General features: G+C 36.6%; 24 protein-coding genes. 12 read left to right on the forward strand and 12 right to left on the reverse strand.

Features of this window, described 5'->3' with window-relative positions:
- Nucleotides 1–385 precede the first annotated feature (385 nt).
- Nucleotides 386–730, reverse strand: coding sequence for a hypothetical protein (locus tag HMPREF0013_RS10220; RefSeq protein ID WP_002118344.1), 345 nt, complete (start codon nucleotides 728–730; stop codon nucleotides 386–388).
- Nucleotides 731–1,373: 643 nt separating this feature from the next.
- On the opposite strand from HMPREF0013_RS10220, the gene HMPREF0013_RS25190 reads away from it, so the two are divergent.
- Nucleotides 1,374–1,607, forward strand: coding sequence for a hypothetical protein (locus HMPREF0013_RS25190; RefSeq protein ID WP_000401164.1), 234 nt, complete (start codon nucleotides 1,374–1,376; stop codon nucleotides 1,605–1,607).
- A 174-nt stretch (nucleotides 1,608–1,781) separates the two neighbouring features.
- On the opposite strand, the gene HMPREF0013_RS24435 is transcribed toward HMPREF0013_RS25190, so the two are convergent.
- The 5 genes from HMPREF0013_RS24435 to HMPREF0013_RS10240 form a co-directional block, all read right to left on the reverse strand.
- Nucleotides 1,782–2,333 carry a hypothetical protein gene (locus HMPREF0013_RS24435; RefSeq protein ID WP_001984397.1) on the reverse strand — a complete coding sequence of 184 codons (552 nt, stop codon included), beginning with the start codon at nucleotides 2,331–2,333 and terminating at the stop codon, nucleotides 1,782–1,784.
- 213 nt (nucleotides 2,334–2,546) lie between these two features.
- On the reverse strand, nucleotides 2,547–2,765 hold the full coding sequence (locus HMPREF0013_RS10230; RefSeq protein WP_001017713.1) for a hypothetical protein: 219 nt from the start codon (nucleotides 2,763–2,765) through the stop codon (nucleotides 2,547–2,549).
- Between the two features lie 245 nt (nucleotides 2,766–3,010).
- Entirely contained in the window at nucleotides 3,011–3,265 is a 255-nt protein-coding gene (locus HMPREF0013_RS10235; RefSeq protein ID WP_000861102.1) for a hypothetical protein, read from the reverse strand.
- On the reverse strand, nucleotides 3,237–3,713 hold the full coding sequence (locus HMPREF0013_RS0105245; protein ID WP_001277128.1) for a hypothetical protein: 477 nt from the start codon (nucleotides 3,711–3,713) through the stop codon (nucleotides 3,237–3,239). The genes HMPREF0013_RS10235 and HMPREF0013_RS0105245 overlap by 29 nt, the downstream gene beginning before the upstream one ends.
- Nucleotides 3,710–4,111 carry a DUF559 domain-containing protein gene (locus tag HMPREF0013_RS10240; protein WP_002118340.1) on the reverse strand — a complete coding sequence of 134 codons (402 nt, stop codon included), beginning with the start codon at nucleotides 4,109–4,111 and terminating at the stop codon, nucleotides 3,710–3,712. The genes HMPREF0013_RS0105245 and HMPREF0013_RS10240 overlap by 4 nt, the downstream gene beginning before the upstream one ends.
- A 55-nt stretch (nucleotides 4,112–4,166) precedes the next feature.
- Between HMPREF0013_RS10240 and HMPREF0013_RS10245 the strand changes: the two genes are divergently transcribed.
- The 6 genes from HMPREF0013_RS10245 to csrA all read left to right on the forward strand — a co-directional run bounded on the left by HMPREF0013_RS10245 (nucleotide 4,167) and on the right by csrA (nucleotide 7,255).
- On the forward strand, nucleotides 4,167–4,505 hold the full coding sequence (locus tag HMPREF0013_RS10245; protein WP_005802796.1) for a DUF551 domain-containing protein: 339 nt from the start codon (nucleotides 4,167–4,169) through the stop codon (nucleotides 4,503–4,505).
- Nucleotides 4,502–4,786: a hypothetical protein gene (locus tag HMPREF0013_RS10250; RefSeq protein ID WP_000048743.1), complete on the forward strand. Its 285-nt coding sequence runs from the start codon at nucleotides 4,502–4,504 to the stop codon at nucleotides 4,784–4,786. The genes HMPREF0013_RS10245 and HMPREF0013_RS10250 overlap by 4 nt, the downstream gene beginning before the upstream one ends.
- Nucleotides 4,787–4,789: 3 nt before the next feature.
- Nucleotides 4,790–5,047, forward strand: coding sequence for a hypothetical protein (locus HMPREF0013_RS10255; protein WP_002163156.1), 258 nt, complete (start codon nucleotides 4,790–4,792; stop codon nucleotides 5,045–5,047).
- A gap of 1 nt (nucleotide 5,048) precedes the next feature.
- Nucleotides 5,049–5,264 (forward strand): hypothetical protein, encoded by a 216-nt coding sequence (locus HMPREF0013_RS10260; RefSeq protein ID WP_000362184.1) that lies wholly within the window; start codon nucleotides 5,049–5,051, stop codon nucleotides 5,262–5,264.
- Nucleotides 5,265–5,473: 209 nt separating this feature from the next.
- Entirely contained in the window at nucleotides 5,474–6,754 is a 1,281-nt protein-coding gene (locus HMPREF0013_RS10265; protein ID WP_002115333.1) for an aspartate kinase, read from the forward strand.
- A gap of 246 nt (nucleotides 6,755–7,000) precedes the next feature.
- Nucleotides 7,001–7,255 carry a carbon storage regulator CsrA gene (gene csrA / locus HMPREF0013_RS10270; protein WP_000906487.1) on the forward strand — a complete coding sequence of 85 codons (255 nt, stop codon included), beginning with the start codon at nucleotides 7,001–7,003 and terminating at the stop codon, nucleotides 7,253–7,255.
- A gap of 67 nt (nucleotides 7,256–7,322) precedes the next feature.
- On the opposite strand, the gene rnhB is transcribed toward csrA, so the two are convergent.
- A complete protein-coding gene (gene rnhB / locus HMPREF0013_RS10275; protein WP_002163155.1) occupies nucleotides 7,323–7,889 on the reverse strand; it encodes a ribonuclease HII in 567 nt (188 codons plus the stop codon).
- Nucleotides 7,890–7,959: 70 nt separating this feature from the next.
- Nucleotides 7,960–8,349 carry a hypothetical protein gene (locus tag HMPREF0013_RS0105250; RefSeq protein WP_002163174.1) on the reverse strand — a complete coding sequence of 130 codons (390 nt, stop codon included), beginning with the start codon at nucleotides 8,347–8,349 and terminating at the stop codon, nucleotides 7,960–7,962.
- Between the two features lie 240 nt (nucleotides 8,350–8,589).
- On the opposite strand from HMPREF0013_RS0105250, the gene HMPREF0013_RS10280 reads away from it, so the two are divergent.
- Complete coding sequence (locus tag HMPREF0013_RS10280; protein ID WP_002163173.1) at nucleotides 8,590–9,147, forward strand: cytochrome b; 558 nt, start codon at nucleotides 8,590–8,592, stop codon at nucleotides 9,145–9,147.
- Nucleotides 9,148–9,191: 44 nt separating this feature from the next.
- Here the strand turns inward: HMPREF0013_RS10280 and HMPREF0013_RS10285 are convergent, their stop codons facing one another.
- From HMPREF0013_RS10285 to HMPREF0013_RS10295, 3 genes are all read right to left on the reverse strand, one after another.
- Nucleotides 9,192–10,190, reverse strand: a complete 999-nt coding sequence (locus HMPREF0013_RS10285) for an adenosine deaminase (RefSeq protein ID WP_002163181.1) — start codon at nucleotides 10,188–10,190, stop codon at nucleotides 9,192–9,194.
- Between the two features lie 116 nt (nucleotides 10,191–10,306).
- Nucleotides 10,307–11,626, reverse strand: coding sequence for an NCS2 family permease (locus HMPREF0013_RS10290; protein ID WP_002163170.1), 1,320 nt, complete (start codon nucleotides 11,624–11,626; stop codon nucleotides 10,307–10,309).
- Nucleotides 11,627–11,948: 322 nt separating this feature from the next.
- Nucleotides 11,949–12,176: a hypothetical protein gene (locus tag HMPREF0013_RS10295; protein WP_002163179.1), complete on the reverse strand. Its 228-nt coding sequence runs from the start codon at nucleotides 12,174–12,176 to the stop codon at nucleotides 11,949–11,951.
- Nucleotides 12,177–12,782: 606 nt separating this feature from the next.
- Between HMPREF0013_RS10295 and HMPREF0013_RS10300 the strand changes: the two genes are divergently transcribed.
- Complete coding sequence (locus HMPREF0013_RS10300; protein WP_002115337.1) at nucleotides 12,783–13,505, forward strand: pirin family protein; 723 nt, start codon at nucleotides 12,783–12,785, stop codon at nucleotides 13,503–13,505.
- 77 nt (nucleotides 13,506–13,582) lie between these two features.
- Here HMPREF0013_RS10300 and HMPREF0013_RS10305 read toward each other — a convergent pair whose 3' ends face one another.
- Complete coding sequence (locus HMPREF0013_RS10305; protein WP_002163161.1) at nucleotides 13,583–14,203, reverse strand: TetR/AcrR family transcriptional regulator; 621 nt, start codon at nucleotides 14,201–14,203, stop codon at nucleotides 13,583–13,585.
- 526 nt (nucleotides 14,204–14,729) lie between these two features.
- Here HMPREF0013_RS10305 and HMPREF0013_RS10310 point away from each other — a divergent pair.
- The 3 genes from HMPREF0013_RS10310 to HMPREF0013_RS10320 all read left to right on the forward strand — a co-directional run bounded on the left by HMPREF0013_RS10310 (nucleotide 14,730) and on the right by HMPREF0013_RS10320 (nucleotide 18,134).
- Nucleotides 14,730–15,689 (forward strand): metal-dependent hydrolase, encoded by a 960-nt coding sequence (locus HMPREF0013_RS10310; RefSeq protein ID WP_002163169.1) that lies wholly within the window; start codon nucleotides 14,730–14,732, stop codon nucleotides 15,687–15,689.
- A 65-nt stretch (nucleotides 15,690–15,754) separates the two neighbouring features.
- On the forward strand, nucleotides 15,755–16,588 hold the full coding sequence (locus tag HMPREF0013_RS10315) for an SDR family NAD(P)-dependent oxidoreductase (RefSeq protein ID WP_002163159.1): 834 nt from the start codon (nucleotides 15,755–15,757) through the stop codon (nucleotides 16,586–16,588).
- A 22-nt stretch (nucleotides 16,589–16,610) separates the two neighbouring features.
- Complete coding sequence (locus HMPREF0013_RS10320; protein ID WP_002115335.1) at nucleotides 16,611–18,134, forward strand: flavin-containing monooxygenase; 1,524 nt, start codon at nucleotides 16,611–16,613, stop codon at nucleotides 18,132–18,134.
- Nucleotides 18,135–18,240 lie beyond the last annotated feature (106 nt).

Consider the following 18,240-nt stretch of genomic DNA (forward strand, 5'->3'; position numbering starts at 1 on the left):
GTTGAGTGCCTCATATAAGTCTTCATCAACGAAATCTCCAGATTCATCATATAGCCATTTATGAATTTGAATAATTTGTATATTCCCTTTTTTGTCTATTCTTGCTATTGGGTCTATTACGGACCGAACTATCACCTTCTTCTTCGTCTTAACATCGAGCAATGTGATAATTGTCATTTTAAAATCCTTATAAATATCCTGTATAACAACTACTCTCAATCAATAAAGATTTTTATATTTAAATTACTTAAATAGCAATCTTTTCAATCTAAAAAATAAATAAAATACACTTCAATAGTATGTGCCTATTAGAAAAGATACCTTAAATATTCTACTAGCAATAAAAAACCGCTTTAAGGGCGGTTCATCTAAAATTCACAGGTACTTAATGAAGATTTTTTTTCTGTCTTTGCATCTTTCTGGGCACACAAATTTTTCCAATAAAGTTAGTTAACCACAAAATACTTTCTTCACGATCTTCAAAATGAGGTATAAGGCTTAAATCTACTTTTATTTTGCGATCAGCTAAAGGCAAACTTAAACAATGTTCAAAGTCTATTGAGCTGTACTTCAATTTGAGTCTTTTTTCTGCAGCTTGATTCTTTATCTCAGCCATAATGCGATTTAGATTAACAATCAAATTATTTGAAATTTTATTATTTTCATATACCCGTTCGTAAACTGTCTCAGCTACATCAATGTAATTTATTAGCTCTACATTCTTATTCATGACATTTGTACTCCGTTTTTTATAATTATCCGTCTAAAATAATGTTTATTTGAGTTACTAAATTCATCACGTACGTAAATATTGTTAAAGTTTTATCACTTATTTTTAATTTAAATATTTGAATTTATTTAATAATTTTATAATTTACTAATATTTATACACATCTTTGTTCTTAACACCCCTTTTTTCTATCACTTGCCCATTGAGCTCACCATCAACGCAAATAAACATTGTACTAATCCATAAAATTATGGAGATCAGCTTAACACAAAAAGAAAAAGCCCCCACTAATCAATAGTGAGGCTTTGCCGTATTTCCCGGCTAGCACATTTAAAAATCGATAGCTAAAAAAAAGCCAACTTGTTAGAGTCAGCTTAATTCAATCGTTTGAGAATCATGCTTGCATAGTTATTGTCCGTTGCAATCTTCTATCATTTTTATTTTTATAAATATAATTTAAACCAGCCATGTGACATTTTGATTAAATTTCACTCAACACTTTTTTTTGTTAAATAAGTCACATTTAATCTTATTAATGCACTAACCATTACAACCAATAAACACAATGTGTATCAATTACTTCTGCTTGATTTTGTAAATTACAGTATCCTTAGTTTACCTAACTGCCAAAATCAATAACACAATGGAACACCAAACACTTTTAGACGAATTAAATTCGCAGATTGAATATTACTCAAAAAGAACTGACTGCCCACCAACTAGAATTCGTATTGGGTATAAAACCTATTACAAATTAATGCAGAATCCTAAATTTGCCGATGAAGTATCAAACTCCGCTTTAGATCCAAACAAACGCAAATACAAAAAATTAAAAATAAAAGTTACTAAGGATGACAATCAACTTGAACTTGAATGATTTCTCATAAAAAAAGCCTACTCTTTCAAGTAGGCTTTCCCCTTATGACTTTTGCGCTGATCATTAAGGTTTATTGTTGTTTAAAGCAACACTCAGATCTTACAGAAATACTTAACAATTAAATAGCCCCGCCAATAATCGATATTTAGCAGAGCTTCTTAAAGCTTATACAGTTTATCGTGGAAGATATCTTTTTGAACCTGTGCTATTAAGGCAGTAATGTCCACCTCTAGGCCCAACACAATAAGTTCCAGATGTGCAGTAACAAGAGTTATTAGTCGTTTTACTATAACTTCTTGGAGTCCGTGTAGTAGCAGAACTTCTAGTTCTAGTATTATTATAGCCTTTTGATTCTCTTTGAGGAGTTGAGTAAACAGGCTGCCTGTTATCAAAACTCCCTTTTGAATATCTATAGGTGACTGGTGGAGTATAACAACCAGCAAAACTGCACAAATATTTAGTATCAATCCATTGTTGTCTATCCATATTTGGATTTAATAACGCCCATTCATCTTGGTACCAGAATACATAAACTTCACTTCCCCCTTTCAATTTAAAGATTTCTTTGCCATTTGGCATATCCTTGACTGGAGCGGTATCAACACTAATCCAATTTTTAACTGGATTAAACCTTTCAACTTTTTGCTGCGAAAAGTCTATGGACGGTATAGATACACATCCACTAATACCCAAAGTAATAACTAACCCTATTAAATAATTTTTCATTTTATTAACTTCTTAGAAAGAATAATTTTAATGCGAAGTAAACAATAAGCTACCTAATAAAAGCAACATATACTTTCATCTAATTTAAATACATAAAGAAAAATTAAAAAACCCGCTTCTAAAAAGAAACGGGTCAAAAAACAAAAAACTTTCAGCGCAGTATTTGTGACATATCATACAAGTTAGAAGATGTATTTACAATATACTTTAAGCTTAATTTTTTGATGCTCTCAAAATATCCAAAACTCGCTTTGACATTTCATGCAAGTTGGACCCTATTGGTAGCCAAAAATGATAATTAATGTTGTCACGGTTAAAAACTTGCTTGTAGTACTCAGTTTTGAATGATGGATCAATGTCAGAAGCCTTAAGTAATCTGCCTTCTTTTTCGATCACTTGCCCATCTAATTCACCACCAACACAGATATTCATTTTTACCAGCCTGGACTATATAGCAAAAAATAAAAAAAATCCGTACCTTGGGGAAAGTACGGACTAAGCTTTTCAACTGAAAAACACTATAATGGAAATAGACATCATATAGTAAGTTTAATATACGATAAATTTCATGTTTTTTCAAATCCTAATTAAAAGCCCACGATTAAGTGAGCTTTTAAAACAAATTGGTGCAACGCTTATAACTTTGTCCACTATATCAAAAATATGCCATAAAGCGTCTAGACAGTCAACAAGTCTAAATTATGCTTTTCTACTAATTGAGAAGCTTTTAAACGTTCAACGATTTTAATCATTAGATCATTGGCAGTTATAACGTCGATTCCTTCAAATGCTTTTAGTGTTAATTGCAATTTATTATTAATTACATTTGTAATTATTGATATTTTACCAAAATAATCAGGGTAGTATTTCAAAGTTTCATTAACTTTCTCCCGACTAACGCCTTCATATAGTTTTACAGTGTATGTTTTCATTTGAACCTCCATTTTGTCTTAATCTTTTATCATGACCTAATAAATAAAATCTAGCGCAACTCACCATAATTGCGACCTGAGCTTTAGATTGGTTTGTTTCTTGAGCAACCTTCAACAATCCTTTATTTTCAACCTTATTTTTAATTAAACAAATTAATGCAAACTTAGTTGTAAAATCTGTTTTATCAGAATTTAATAGACTTCGTAAAAGTGCTTGAATTTGATCCGCCTCATAATCACTGATCTCACATCGAATATAAGATTTACTTTTTTGTACTTCTTTGCCAGCTTCACGCATCAACCAGTAAATTTGATTGATATGAAGCCCATCTGGCAAATCACCCCCTTTCATTCTAACTGTTTCACACCATGCGCCAAACTGCTCTAACCAACCGTCAATAGTATATTTAGACCAATCCATTTGTTGGGTTTTTAAAACTGCACTCATTTTTCACCTACCAATTGCTCAATTTGTTTAATCGCCACGCCTGCTTTCACTTGCTCTGTACTGAACCGTAAAACTGTAAAACCCATCATTGCTGCGGAGTTGTATTTCTCCATATCCCCTAAATAGCCCTTGCCTCTTGTGTGACGGCCTCCGCTCCAGATCCCGCCTTCTACCTCAATCAAAATCTTTGTACCCTTTATTAAAAAATCTGCTCTCCATTTGCGTTCAGGATGGAACTTATATTCCTGTTCAAAACCGATCTTGCATGCTCTTAAATGCGTTGCCAGAACCATTTCACCCACACTTGGTTGTCTGGCAACTTGCTTTGCTGAACGCCGCTTTTTATTTTTCTTTATCGGAAATAACTTGCGGTATTCAGCAATGCTGACTGATGACATCAAGCACCACCTTTCAGCAAATTTTCCAACTGATTAGCAAAGCAGTTATAAACTCGTGCTTTATCTTGATCGCCAAAAAGGCTTGAAGCATGGGCATCGTGCTTATAATTTTGAACTAGGTTTTCAATTGAACTTCTTAGCTCCAATGTGGAAGAAAGCCGTAGATTTCATGAAATCCAAAGTTCCAACGTGGATTAGCGTGACTGATGAATTGCCACCTACTGACATAATGGTACTTATTTGTTGGGCAGATGCTCCTGATGTCACCCCAGAACAAGACTATATGACTATTGATGAGGATTTAAATAGCGTATGGGCAAACTATCAAAATGATCCACCTTCACATTGGATGCATTTTCATAGTGTGCCAAACGTATCGGGAGCTGAACAATGAGCAAAGTTATTGGTGAAGTTAATTTGAACCCTAGCCGTATTGAAGGTACTCCGGATCAGGTGGCTCTTCATATTTTTGAAGAAATCATTTGTCCAAGTACTGAGGAGCTTCTCAAAAACAATCCGGAAGCTGCAAAAGTTTTTGCATATCACATTTTTGGTTTAGCACTGTCTCAACTAGCAGAGTTTCATTCAACCAAAAGTCTAGATAAAGCTGTAACCGTTACTCTTCACAACCTTTTGCGTCAATTGAAGAAAGAACGTAATGAGTTGAGGAACTAAAGGATGAGTGGATTAAAAGTTAAAACATGTAATTTTTGTGATGACGGGAACGGTGAATGCATTTTCCCCTATTACGGCCTTGCCCCTCATATTCATACGAAGCCAATTGGCGGTACTGAATTTATAGATGTTTCATTACTTGAAAACTTTAGTCCTGATGGGGATGGTTTAGGCATATATACACACTGTCTGAATTGTGGGGGTGATGGCACATATGAAGGCATCCAGTTAGAAGTTAAAGCGGAAAGTAAGGAGGGCTAATGTGGATAAATATCTGACATCTAACAATGTGTGTGAGATGTTTCATATTACTAAACGCACACTTAATCGGTGGGAAATTAACACACCTTGGGGGATTCCATTCCCAGCCCCAGCATTAAGTTCTGAAGGCGGGACAATGAAAAGATACCTCGCTACTGATGTAATGAAGTGGGAGGAAGAATGCCAGCAAAAAAAGCAACTAAAAAAAGCTATATAAGTTGTACCGAAGCTAACAATCAGCAAACTTGATGAAATTAGTCCAGATCAATGATTGTTAGCATATTTACGTTACTATATACTGTCCGCCGAATCACGGCTTGCTAGATAAACTCAGCAATTTCATTTATGTACATAATGGTGTACATATAATGAAACCAAGGAAGCAAGAATATACTTTTCCCGTTTAATTATAAGGGTTTAGGCGATATGGCATTAATCGTTCAAAAATATGGCGGTACTTCTATGGGTACCCCCGAGCGCATTTTAAATGTTGCTCGTCGTGTGAAGCGTTGGCATGATCACGGTCACAAGGTTGTTGTGGTCGTATCTGCAATGAGTGGTGAAACAAACCGCTTACTTGCTCTCGCTAAAGCCATTACCGAAACACCTGACCCACGTGAGTTAGACCAAATGGTTTCAACCGGTGAACAGGTGACGATTTCCATGTTAGCTATGGCACTTAATTCGATTGGTGTGGAAGCTAAATCCTATACCGGACGTCAAGTCGGTATTAAAACTGACAGTGCATTTACCAAGGCGCGTATCGAGTCTATTGATACAGATGTCATGACCAATGACCTAGATGCAGGCCGTGTTATTGTGGTTGCCGGTTTCCAAGGCTTTGATGCTAATGGAAATACCACAACACTAGGTCGAGGTGGTTCAGATACTTCAGGTGTTGCTCTTGCTGCTGCTTTAAAAGCTGACGAATGCCAGATTTACACTGATGTAGATGGTGTTTACACTACTGACCCTCGCGTTGCTCCTAAAGCCAAAAAAATCGACCGTATTTCTTTTGAAGAAATGCTAGAAATGGCATCATTAGGTTCTAAAGTTTTACAAATTCGCTCAGTAGAGTTTGCCGGGAAATATCAAGTTCCTTTACGTGTATTATCAAGCTTTGATAATGACGACGACGGCGTTTTTGACGACGAATTTAAAGAAAATGTTGGTACACTCATTACTACTGAGGCAGAAGATACTATGGAACAGCCAATTATTGCAGGTATAGCTTTTAACCGTGACGAAGCAAAATTAACGATTTTAGGTGTACCTGATGAACCAGGCATTGCTTCTAAAATCTTATCACCAGTAAGTGATGCCAATATCGAAGTCGATATGATAGTGCAAAATGTTGAAGAAGATGGCACAACAGATTTCACTTTCACTGTAAACCGTGTTGATTTAGCGAAAGCTGAAAAAATCTTAAACGAAACTGCTAAAAATATTGGCGCACGTGAAGTTTCAACACGTGATGACATCGTTAAAGTATCTATCGTTGGTGTAGGTATGCGTTCACACGCAGGTGTAGCGAGCAAAATGTTCACTGCCCTTGCTGATGAAGGTATCAATATTCTTATGATTTCAACTTCTGAAATTAAAGTTTCTGTGATTATCGACGAGAAATACCTTGAACTTGCTGTTCGCTGCTTACATACCGCTTTTGGTTTGGATCGTGAACATGGTGAAAGCAGCGCCCGCGCTTAATTTTACCAACCGGTCAAGAATTCATTAAAAAATGTTTACTTGTCCGACAATAATCAAAGAAAACACAGAGCCGCTATAGTTTTTTTTATAGCGGCTCTGTTATATTAAACGGAAAGTTTTTTGGCAGAGATTATCAAAATATGACTTTGTTCTCATATTTCTGTTAGAATCTGACTGAAAACTGAGGTTGAGCTTTTTATTTGGGTACCAATATTGCAGTTTTAAGCGTTTAGCAAGGAGATAAACATGCTGATTCTGACCCGCCGTGTCGGGGAAACATTAATGATTGGGGATCAAGTCAGTGTTACTGTGCTTGGCGTCAAAGGAAACCAGGTTCGTATTGGTGTGAATGCACCAAAAGAGGTTTCTGTTCATCGCGAAGAAATTTATCAACGTATTCAACATGAACGTGCAATGCATGAACACCTTCAACATCTTGATCAAGATTATCAAGTTTCTTATGAAGATGATAATTATGCACAGAAAAACTTCAATCGTTAGTATGAAGTTGTTCTCTCCCTAATTAAAGCGACTTTATAGTCGCTTTAAATTTTTTAAGTGGTTGTATTTATAGACCTAAAGCACGTTTAACAGGTGCGTAACTACGACGATGCTGATCAATCACGCCATGCACGGCAATCGCTTCAAAATGTGCTTTGGTTGGATATCCTTTATGTTTGGCAAAACCAAATAACGGATATTGCTGATCTAATTCTGCCATCTGTCGATCTCGTGTCACTTTTGCCAAGATACTTGCTGCACTAATTTCAGCATGGCTTGCATCTCCACCAACAATGGCTTCACAAGGAATAATAATTCCTTTCGGAATTTGATTACCATCAACGATCACTTTTTGAGGTTGAGTTTTCAAGCCGTCAACAGCGCGTTGCATAGCCAAAAAAGTCGCCTGTAAAATATTTAGTTCGTCAATTTCAGCATGAGTTGCTTCAGCAATTGACCAAGCTAAGGCTTTTTCTTGTATTTCAATAAACAACTTTTCACGTTTCTTTTCAGTTAATTTTTTAGAATCATTTAATCCTAAAATTGGATTATTCGGATCTAAAATAACGGCTGCTGCCACAACCGAACCTACTAAAGGTCCCCGTCCCGCCTCATCTACACCAGCAATAAACATCAACTCACTACCTTTAAACAAAAGAGGCTGATCAATAGTAATCAGCCTTCTTTAACACATAATTTATTAATTACTTTTGTAAAGCTTCTGCCACACAAGCATTTACAGTTTTAGAAACCACTTGGTTTACGATTGTAGCACGTGTATTTACATCAAGTGCAGCTGCAGCTAATTCTACTGCTGTCACACTGTTTGGAGCCTTTTCGCTCACACAACCACAAACATTGGTTTGGATGCTATCACGTTGCTCAGCAGTCATATATTTTGTTGCTGTTTTCCAAGCTGCGACATTATTAATCTCTGTAATACATTTCGCATTTACAGCAACCTTTAACGCAGCAACTCCCAATTGTTGAGTTGTGGTTTGTGCAGAAGCAGCACCTGTAGCAGTGCCTGTAGTTGTTGCACATGCTGTTAAAGCTAAAACAACTGGTGCTAGAGCGAGCATCAATTTTTTCATCATTTTTTCCTTTGATTGAACGTTGGCAGCGCGTATTGTGCCTAAACTCAACTTTAGAAGAAACAAATAATTTGATGCATTTATGCAAACTATTTTGCCGACCGAAACCCAGCTCATCAAATGCTTTTTTATGCAGTAAAACGTTCTGTTTTTAGCACGCTCTGTCACATTTAAAACATTTCTCAAAATCTGCGCTTTCCCCTAAAATCACAAATCAAAACGACAAAAAAAGGGTCTTTTATGCCTGCTGCTTCCTCTCAGTATTACACCCGTACCGCACAAATTCTGCATTGGGTGATGGCAATCATTTTCATCGTCGCATGGGTTATTGGCTTTTATAGTGGAAATTTTTTAAGCTATGACGTTGATGGCAGCTTTAAAGGTGATGTGATTACGTTGCACAAGAACATTGCAACCACAATTATCTTTTTAGTAATTATCCGGATTTTATGGCGCTATACACATCCAGCTCCAAAACTACCTGACACCATGTCACTGATGATGAAAACTCTGGCACACGTGGGTCATCTATTCCTTTATGTAATTTTAGTGGCTTTACCTGTCACTGGTTGCTTGTTTAGTTGGAGTGCTGGTCACCCTGCCCCTGTTTTATATTTATTTGAAATTCCGCGTTTAGTGCAAGATAACCCAGAGCTTTTAGCTATTGTTAAACCATTACATATTTATATTTCTTGGTTTGCAGGTTTTCTTATTGTTGGGCATGTACTTGCAGCTTTAAAACATCACTTTATTGATAAAGACAATATTTTAAATAGTATGACTAAACAACCTAAATAAACCCGATGTATAAAAAAACCGCCTATCTCGGGCGGTTTTTTTATTTAGATTTTTTGGATTTCTGCAATCCACTTTTGTTTCTCTTCATCTGAAATGAAAGAGGCTTCAAAAGAGTTAATTGCGAGTTGTTTCAACTCATCATTGTTTAAGTCTAAAGCTTGCTGGATGGCAAAGAAATTATCATTCATATATCCACCGAAATATGAAGGATCATCTGAGTTAACAGTCACGTGTACGCCTTTTTGTAAAAGACGGCGGATATTATGATCTTTCATATCCTTAACAACACATAGCTTTAAGTTACTTAAAGGACAAACCGTTAACGGCATTTTTTCATTAATTAAACGCGCCATTAATTGTTCGTCTTCTTCAGAACGTACACCATGATCAATACGATTCACTTTAAGTAGATCTAAAGCTTCCCATACATATTCAGGGGGACCTTCTTCGCCAGCGTGAGCAACGATTAAGAAACCTTCTTCACGTGCTTTTGCAAAAACACGTTCAAATTTAGCTGGCGGATGCCCTACTTCACTTGAATCGAGACCGACTGCAATAATGTCTTGTTTAAATGGTAAAGCTTGTTCAAGTGTTTCAAATGCAGCTTCTTCACTTAAATGACGTAAGAAACACATAATCAGTTGAGAGCTGATACCAAACTTAGCTTTGGCATCTGCACACGCACGCTTTAAACCATTAATCACAGTTGAGAACGCAACACCACGGTCAGTGTGGGTTTGCGGATCAAAGAACATTTCTGTGTGAACGACATGATCTTCGGCACATTTCTCAAAATAAGCCCATGCTAAATCATAAAAGTCTTGTTCATGTACAAGAACATTTGCACCAGCATAATAAATATCTAAGAATGATTGAAGATTATGAAAGTTATAAGCTTGCTTTACTTCTTCAACAGATTTGTAAGGAATCTGAATCTGATTGCGCTGGGCAATTGCAAACATTAATTCAGGTTCAAAAGTCCCTTCAATATGCACATGCAATTCGGCTTTTGGTAAGGCGCGAATCAGCTCGACTTGATTCATATTAACTCCACGTCTAAAGAAAAAAGGGTGTGGTCAAAATCACACCCTTTTATAATTTTCTTCTTATTGAAAACTATGTCTAAGATAGCTCAAGAAGAAAATTATAAAAAATCATATTAACCGCCAAACGCGATAAATTTAAATACCCAAAGCGCAGCAATAATCCATACCATGTACGGTACAGTTTTTGCCTTACCCGTGAATAATTTAACTAATGCATAGCTAATAAAACCCATTGCAATACCATCAGCAATTGAATAAGTGAATGGCATAAATACAATGGTTAAAAATGCTGGAACAGCTTCAGTAATATCATCCCAATCAATCTGAGTGATCCCTTGGATCATCAACACACCAATAAACAATAAAGCTGGCGCCGTTGCAAAACCTGGTACAGATTGAGCAAGAGGTGCTAAAAATAAACAGCAGATAAATAAGACTGCAACCACAACAGCAGTTAAACCAGTACGTCCGCCTGCTGCTACACCTGAAGCTGATTCAATATATGGTGTAGTTGAAGATGTACCTAATGCGGCACCAGCAACGATTGCAGTAGAGTCTGCAAATAATGCTTTCTTCAAACGAGGTAATTTACCGTCTTGTAAAAGACCTGCACGGTGTGAAACACCAACCAAAGTACCTGTACTGTCGAACAAGTCGACAATAAAGAATACGAAAATGACGCCCACCATACTTGCTGTAAATAGACCTTCAAAGTCCATTTGCATGAATGTTGGTGCAATTGAAGGAATTTGACCCACTACACCCTTAAATTCATTTAAACCTAAAGCAGTAGCGATGGCCGTAACCACTAAAATACTAATAATGATTGCGCCGCGAACTTTTAATTGGTGTAAAACCACAATCATTAAAAATCCGAATAGCGCTAATAATACTGTAGGCTGTTTGATATCGCCTAAACCGACTAATGTCGCTTGGTTATCAACAATGATTCCAGCATTTTTTAGTGCAATCAGTGCTAGGAATAAACCAATACCCCCACCGATTGCAAACTTAAGTGACATCGGAATCGCATTGACAATCGCTTCACGAATTTTAAAGAAGCTAATTGCAAGAAAAACAAGGCCTGAAACAAAAACAGCCGCTAAAGCTGTTTGCCACGGCACGCCCATCCCCATACAAACCGAGTAGGTAAAGTAAGCGTTTAAACCCATACCAGGGGCCAGTGCGATTGGATAATTTGCAATGATCCCCATTACTAAACATCCGATTGCTGCTGCCAAACAGGTTGCAACGAATACGGCACCATGATCCATGCCGGTTTCAGATAAAATGAGTGGATTGACAATAATGATATAACACATCGTTAAGAATGTAGTTACACCAGCAAGAACTTCAGTTCGGAAAGTGGTTTTATTGTCGCTTAGCTTAAATAAACGCTCTAACCAGCCTGCCGAAGAATTGGGCGCCGCCATAAGTAGCCTCTATGCAAAATCTGAACTGTGGAATATTTACGTCTATGTACGTCGCTGAACAATATTGTTTTTCTGTTCAGTCCTATAAACAAGAATCTCAAATTTAAGAAGCAACAAATATGCCACTCATTTGATTTCTAGCTTTATACATAGCAAACAACCACAGCCCCTCTTGAAACACAAAAAAGCTGCATAACCCCTATGCAGCTTTTTTACTATACGTTCAATAAGTTTAACAGATTCAACAGAAACATGATCAAAATTTATGAAAAGATATGACCAATGACACTGTAAAAAGTTAGAAATTTATAGCTCGTTATTGTTAGAAAATAATTTTTTTCTCGCCTATATATTGTTGCATATGAAAAGAAGCTAAATTGCTGTGATGAGCATGATTCGGATTTCGTTCGATACTTTGCAGGTTTTTTTCAGCTTCTTGTATGATCTGCATTAGCTCTTGATGTCTTTTATTTTGAGTATCTAAATAAGCCCAATACCCTAATACAAAGACGATACCCACACACAACACTATTAATACTTTATTGATCATTATTATTATCTCTATGTTTTTAATGTTAATGATCTTAACAAAAAATTATAGCTTTGTGAATATTTTCACATTTATTTACAATAACACACTCTTATTCAAATTATTGAAAATAAAAGTTATTTTAAAAATATCATTAAAAAACCTACTAAATACTAAACTTTTCCATTGAAAAGTAACTTTATTTAATAAGAGCTTATTTTAGTTATTTTTAATATTATCTTTTTATCGGTTTTAACTCTTAAGTTATTTTAAAGATAGAGCATAGACAAATGTGTATATGGCTTGAAATTTGTTTTTATTTGCTAAGCTTTAAATGAAATAAAAAGGAGCTATTTTCGTTAATGTACTTTTCTTTAAAATTGTTTCTTTAGCGACTAATTTCTATGTTGCCTGTTTAGCTTTAAAAGTAAAAATTCATCTCAAAGAAATCTTCATCTCATTTAAAAAATATTTTTTCTCCTTTGACTCTATTGGTTGACTAGCAAAATTACGTCCAAATTTTATCGTTCTATAAATCGCACCAAGCTTTCCATTTTCATAGCTTCATTCCAATAAACGCTACGATAAACTGTACTCAGATAAAAAATTAAATCAGGAGAATACATCATGTTTGATATGCGTTTATCTCACGAGCGTGGTGCAGCACATCATGGTTGGTTACAATCAAAACATAGCTTTTCATTTGCTAACTATTGGGATCCTAAACAAGTTGGTTTTTCGGATCTGCTTGTAATTAACGATGATAACGTTGCTCCATCTAAAGGCTTTGGTACTCACCCTCACCGTAATATGGAAATTATTTCCTATGTACTGGAAGGTGCATTAGAGCATAAAGACTCGATGGGTACAGGCTCTGTGATTGTGCCGGGTGACATTCAGCTGATGAGTGCAGGTCGTGGCGTTGCTCATAGTGAATTTAACCACTCAGCTCAAGAAGGCGTTCATTTCTTGCAAATTTGGGTTGTTCCAAATGAAGTGAATACAGAGCCAGACTATCAACAAGTTCATATTGATGAAGCAGACAAACGCGGTAAATTGCATTTGATCATCTCACCGAAAGGTGGCGAGAAAACTTTATCGATCAAACAAGACATTAATATTTACTCAGGTCTTTTTGATGGTCAAGAAACTGCTGAATTTGTGATTCCTGAGGATCGATATGTTTACCTACACGTTGCCAAAGGTCGTGTTGATGTAAATGGTAAAACATTTAACACTGGCGATGCTGCACGTATTCGTGAAGGCGGAAGTTTATCGTTTACCAATGGTGATAACGCCGAAATTTTGATTTTCGATATGCGTCCTGAAGAAGTTCCAACCATGCCATAATGTAACTAAGCCCTCGCATAAAATTTATGCGAGGGCTTTTTTATTTTTGATCGGACTTATAAAAATTCTAACTCAGCTCAGTGCTCTTCTGAACGTGCCATCTCTGTATTGATATAGCTCATAATCATCGTGGTTAGCCCCTGCACCATTTCATCAAAACTAATATAAGGGTTTGGCAAAATAAGATGCCGTGCGACATTAAAAATTCCACTATTGATACAAATGTAGGTAATTACAGGCAAATTATTGATTTTTAGGTATTTAGGATTGTGCATCATATATTTCATGATCACTTCCATTAAAGCCTGTTCAATTTTGGGAATGTATTTGTCGTACTGTAACTCCCCTGCATAACGCAAAACAGTCAAATAGCGGTCGTTATTTTTCTTTAATAAATCACTAAAAGTATAAAAAATCATTTCGATGACAGGCTCTAACTCCAACTGTAAAATCGTCGGTGTAAGCTCTGTAATCATGTCCAGAATTTCCCGAACAAAAAAGTGATTCATCGCATCATAAATTTCTTCTTTATTTTTAAAATATTCGTATAAAGACCCGACACTCACCCCTGCAATCTCTGCAATATGGCGTGTTGTAGTGCCACTTGGTCCGTGAAGTGCCACTGCAATAAAACCTGCTTCAATAATCGTGTCGACAGTGACTTTGGCTCGAGTTTGACGAGGTTTACGCGTAGTCATACGATCTAATCAATAATCCGAACATAAAGTCAGATTAGCATGTAATCTAACTCGGTAGAAATAAAAAAACAAAATCCGAATAGTTGTCAAACTTAATCAGAAAAACTGAGAAAAACAGATCTCAACTTATCAATCAATCGATGCTTTTATTTACTATTTTCCGAGATCAGGAATAAATTTAATTTGTTATATTTCAAAAATATAAATCAAATTTATTTAAAATTATTATTACAAAGAATGTCTATAAAATACTTTTATATATTTAAAAATTTACCCGAATTGAATCCGAACATAATGTCAGATTAATATGAAAAAATTAAAGAAGACTCTTTAAGCAGCTCTTTTGTCTGCCTCGGTTCTTCTTCCGTTATTCAGCCAAATAATCAAACAAATAACGGAGCAACAACACCGTAGTCAATGCAGAGAATTATCTGTTTTTGAAAATGGAATTTTACAGTGCTTTGTTGATCATTGAGTTTATTAATTTTCATCAAAATGCACCACTACTTTGCTTCAGGGTGTCGCCATGATCTCGACCGCAGTTAAAAAATCATTTAACAAACTTAAATTTCAGCGTGAAATTGAGCTACCAGATTTTGCTAGCAAAAGCTCAATTCCGATCAGACATTTAAATATTGGTTTTGATGGTAAAGAAATTGATGTCAGATTCTATATGGACAATCAATTTGCTACTTTGTTTTTTGCCACACTTTCGGTGTTTTTAACTTATGGCGAAGATCTGGTTATTGAAACCGCTCGCCATCACCGTGAATTTATCAAAGATCCAATATTAAAGCAGCGAGTAACTTCGTTGATTGGCCAAGAAGCAATTCACTCAAAATTGCACAATGAATATAACGATGCCCTTCAAGATGCTGAATATCCTGTCGCTCTATATCGTTTTCTTGGCTCAAACTTCTTTAAATATGTTTTCTTAAAGTTTCCACAGCCACTCAAATTATCAATGATGGCGGGTATTGAGCATTTTACTGCGGTACTTGCTGAATACATGATGAAGCATGAAAAGAACTTCTATTATTCAAATGACGAAAAAAGCCGCGCACTTTGGATGTGGCATATGCTTGAAGAATCTGAGCATAAAGATATTGCCTATGATGTCTATCAACTGTTAAATGGTAGTTATGCACTACGTGCGTCTGGTTTCTTCCTCGCGCTATTTACCATTTTAGGTTTAATCCCTGCGACTACATTATTTGTCCCTGTTTTAAGAAAGCCACAAGAGATGCTGACCTTGAAATTCTGGAAGGACGCTCGTCGTGGTGTAGGCTTAATCTTTGGTCCAAAAGACGGAGTTTTCGGCAGTACGATTGGTCAAATTCTTGACTACTTACGCCCAGACTTTCATCCAAATGATCATGATACGACTGAATATCTTGAGTATTACAAAAAGAAATTGCTGACAGAAGGCGGCGCAATTGCTCCTTACTTTGTTAAAGAATTTACCCCACCAGTACGCATGTCTTAATCGTCCTGCATTTCCAGCTATCGAATAGGTAGCTGGTATCTCTTCAAGCTATTTATGGATGAATCATGATTTTATTTGGCAAAAAGAAAGTTAAACCAAGCCAAAAAGCTTATGCCGTAGTGACGGGTGCAGGCAGTGGGATTGGTCGAAGTTTTGCAATTGAACTTGCGAAACGTGGTGGTAGCGTAGTGTGTGCAGATATTAATCTCGAAGCTGCTGAAGAAACAGTAAAACTTCTTGAACAAGAAGGCGCAAAAGCTTTTGCTATGCGTTGTGATGTGGGTAATGCTGAACAAGTTAACCATCTCGCTGAGACTGCTGAAATCTTGCTTGGGCACCCTGTAACTCTTGTCATTAATAATGCTGGTGTGGGTTTGGGTGGCAAGTTTGATGAGCTAACCCTAGAAGACTGGAACTGGGTCATGAATATTAACCTTTGGGGTGTTATTCATGGTTGTCATGCATTTGTTCCCAAGTTTAAAAAGTTAGGTTACGGCGCGATTATTAATGTGGCATCTGCGGCATCTTACACGGCTGCACCAGAAATGACTGCTTATAACGTGACTAAAGCGGGTGTGCGTGCGCTCTCAGAAACACTTTCTGCCGAACTGCGTAAGTTTAATATTAAAGTGAATGTGCTCTGCCCGACGCTGGTACCTACCAATATCATTAAAAATGGTCGAATTCCAGGACGTTATTCAAAGCTTGCAGACCATGCACTGATGAACTATGCGCTCACCACAAGTGATGATGTTGCAAGATTAACCCTTAATCGTCTTGATCAGGATGAGATGTATACCATTCCTCAAATTGATGCGAAGTTATTCTGGCTCATGAAACGTGCATCCCCAAGCTTGTATACCAAGTTCCTTGGTACATCGTACAAATTATTTAAATAAGAAATTTATAGGTAGTACACATATGACTGCTCAAATGAAAACAAATGCATCAGCAAAAAAAGCTGTCAAATCACCAAGCCATATTTTCGATACTTTTATTGTGGGTGCGGGCATTTCAGGGATCGCTGCTGCCATTCGCCTAGATCAAGTTGGTTATACCAATTATAAAATTATTGAAAAAGCTAGTCGTGTTGGTGGAACATGGCGTGAAAACACCTACCCAGGCTGTGGCTGCGATGTACCTTCTGCTCTTTATTCTTACTCATTTGCACCAAGTGCAAAATGGAGCCATTTATTTGCGCGCCAACCAGAAATCTTGAGTTATCTGGAAGATGTAAGTAACGAGTTTAATATTGCATCTAAAATTGAGTTCAACAATGAATTGCTCAATGCTGCGTGGGATGATTCACGTCATGTGTGGGTGCTTGACACCACTACTGGACAATATTTGTCTAAAACCGTTATTTTTGCCACAGGTCCAATTACCGAAGCTCAAATTCCACGTCTTGAAGGCTTAGAAACATTTAAAGGCGAAATGTTCCATTCAGCGAAATGGAATCATGATTATGACCTCACAGGTAAACGCATTGCCGTGATTGGTACTGGTGCATCTGCTATTCAGTTTGTGCCACAAATCCAACCAAAAGCGAAAGAACTGTTTGTGTTCCAACGTACAGCACCTTGGGTACTGCCAAAACCAGATACCGACTTGGGCGAGTTTAGTAAATCAGTCATTGCCAAATATCCAGCTATTCAGGCGAGCTGGCGTAAAAGTGTCGCGTTAACGCTGAATGCAATTAACTTTGGTTTACGTAATCCACTTGCCCTAAAACCAATCAATGTATTGGGTAAGCAATTACTTAAATTGCAAATTAACGACCCAGTTCTACGTAAAAATGTAACGCCAAACTTTGATATCGGCTGTAAACGTATCTTGTTTGCTAACAACTATTACCCTGCTTTACAAGCACCGAATACCACACTTATTCCACATGGTTTAGTGAAAGTAGAAGGCAACACAGTGGTTGCTGCGAATGGTGAACGCCACGAAGTTGATGTGATTATTTGGGGTACAGGCTTTGAAGTATCTCACCCACCAATCGGTAAACGTGTGTTTAATGAAAAAGGACAACGTTTAAATGATTTATGGAAAAATACTTCACCAGAGGCTTACTTAGGGACCAATATTGAAAATGTACCGAATGCATTTTTAGTTTTGGGTCCAAACGTATTAGTCTATGATTCTTTCATTGGTTTGGCAGAAGCACAGCTCGACTATATCGTAGATGGCTTATTGAAAATTAAAAACAAAGGAATTAGCAAGTTAAATGTTAAATCTGATGTGATTAAAAAGCACAATGACTTGGTTCAAAAACACCTGCAAACAACCGTATTTAATAGTGGCGGATGTAAGAGTTATTACCTTGATGCCAACGGTCGTAACTTTGCCGCATGGCCTTGGTCATTGAAAAAACTTAAACAGCGTTTGAAAAAAGTAGATTTGAAAGATTATGAAGTGACGTATCAAACGACGAAAACTTACTAATTTGTAATTTCGATCAAATCCGTTGTAAGAAATAGGCAGTGTATTTTAGGTTTTCATGAAATGCACTGCCTTCTTCGTTGAATATCTTCAAGAAATAAAAAAACAG

It is taken from the genome of Acinetobacter sp. SH024, from assembly GCF_000163635.1.
GTDB classification, from domain to species: domain Bacteria; phylum Pseudomonadota; class Gammaproteobacteria; order Pseudomonadales; family Moraxellaceae; genus Acinetobacter; species Acinetobacter pittii.

Coding starts and splice junctions, on each gene's coding strand:
- HMPREF0013_RS10230 (WP_001017713.1), bottom strand. CDS start 2,765: ATGAATATCTGTGTTGGTGGTGAATTAGATGGGCAAGTGATCGAAAAA.
- HMPREF0013_RS10295 (WP_002163179.1), bottom strand. CDS start 12,176: ATGATCAATAAAGTATTAATAGTGTTGTGTGTGGGTATCGTCTTTGTA.
- HMPREF0013_RS10255 (WP_002163156.1), top strand. CDS start 4,790: ATGAGTGGATTAAAAGTTAAAACATGTAATTTTTGTGATGACGGGAAC.
- HMPREF0013_RS10285 (WP_002163181.1), bottom strand. CDS start 10,190: ATGAATCAAGTCGAGCTGATTCGCGCCTTACCAAAAGCCGAATTGCAT.
- HMPREF0013_RS10265 (WP_002115333.1), top strand. CDS start 5,474: ATGGCATTAATCGTTCAAAAATATGGCGGTACTTCTATGGGTACCCCC.
- HMPREF0013_RS10305 (WP_002163161.1), bottom strand. CDS start 14,203: ATGACTACGCGTAAACCTCGTCAAACTCGAGCCAAAGTCACTGTCGAC.
- HMPREF0013_RS0105250 (WP_002163174.1), bottom strand. CDS start 8,349: ATGAAAAAATTGATGCTCGCTCTAGCACCAGTTGTTTTAGCTTTAACA.
- rnhB (WP_002163155.1), bottom strand. CDS start 7,889: ATGTTTATTGCTGGTGTAGATGAGGCGGGACGGGGACCTTTAGTAGGT.
- HMPREF0013_RS10320 (WP_002115335.1), top strand. CDS start 16,611: ATGACTGCTCAAATGAAAACAAATGCATCAGCAAAAAAAGCTGTCAAA.
- HMPREF0013_RS10310 (WP_002163169.1), top strand. CDS start 14,730: ATGATCTCGACCGCAGTTAAAAAATCATTTAACAAACTTAAATTTCAG.
- HMPREF0013_RS10250 (WP_000048743.1), top strand. CDS start 4,502: ATGAGCAAAGTTATTGGTGAAGTTAATTTGAACCCTAGCCGTATTGAA.
- HMPREF0013_RS10220 (WP_002118344.1), bottom strand. CDS start 730: ATGAATAAGAATGTAGAGCTAATAAATTACATTGATGTAGCTGAGACA.
- HMPREF0013_RS10235 (WP_000861102.1), bottom strand. CDS start 3,265: ATGAAAACATACACTGTAAAACTATATGAAGGCGTTAGTCGGGAGAAA.
- HMPREF0013_RS0105245 (WP_001277128.1), bottom strand. CDS start 3,713: ATGAGTGCAGTTTTAAAAACCCAACAAATGGATTGGTCTAAATATACT.
- csrA (WP_000906487.1), top strand. CDS start 7,001: ATGCTGATTCTGACCCGCCGTGTCGGGGAAACATTAATGATTGGGGAT.
- HMPREF0013_RS10315 (WP_002163159.1), top strand. CDS start 15,755: ATGATTTTATTTGGCAAAAAGAAAGTTAAACCAAGCCAAAAAGCTTAT.
- HMPREF0013_RS24435 (WP_001984397.1), bottom strand. CDS start 2,333: ATGAAAAATTATTTAATAGGGTTAGTTATTACTTTGGGTATTAGTGGA.
- HMPREF0013_RS10300 (WP_002115337.1), top strand. CDS start 12,783: ATGTTTGATATGCGTTTATCTCACGAGCGTGGTGCAGCACATCATGGT.
- HMPREF0013_RS10280 (WP_002163173.1), top strand. CDS start 8,590: ATGCCTGCTGCTTCCTCTCAGTATTACACCCGTACCGCACAAATTCTG.
- HMPREF0013_RS10290 (WP_002163170.1), bottom strand. CDS start 11,626: ATGGCGGCGCCCAATTCTTCGGCAGGCTGGTTAGAGCGTTTATTTAAG.
- HMPREF0013_RS10240 (WP_002118340.1), bottom strand. CDS start 4,111: ATGTCATCAGTCAGCATTGCTGAATACCGCAAGTTATTTCCGATAAAG.
- HMPREF0013_RS25190 (WP_000401164.1), top strand. CDS start 1,374: ATGGAACACCAAACACTTTTAGACGAATTAAATTCGCAGATTGAATAT.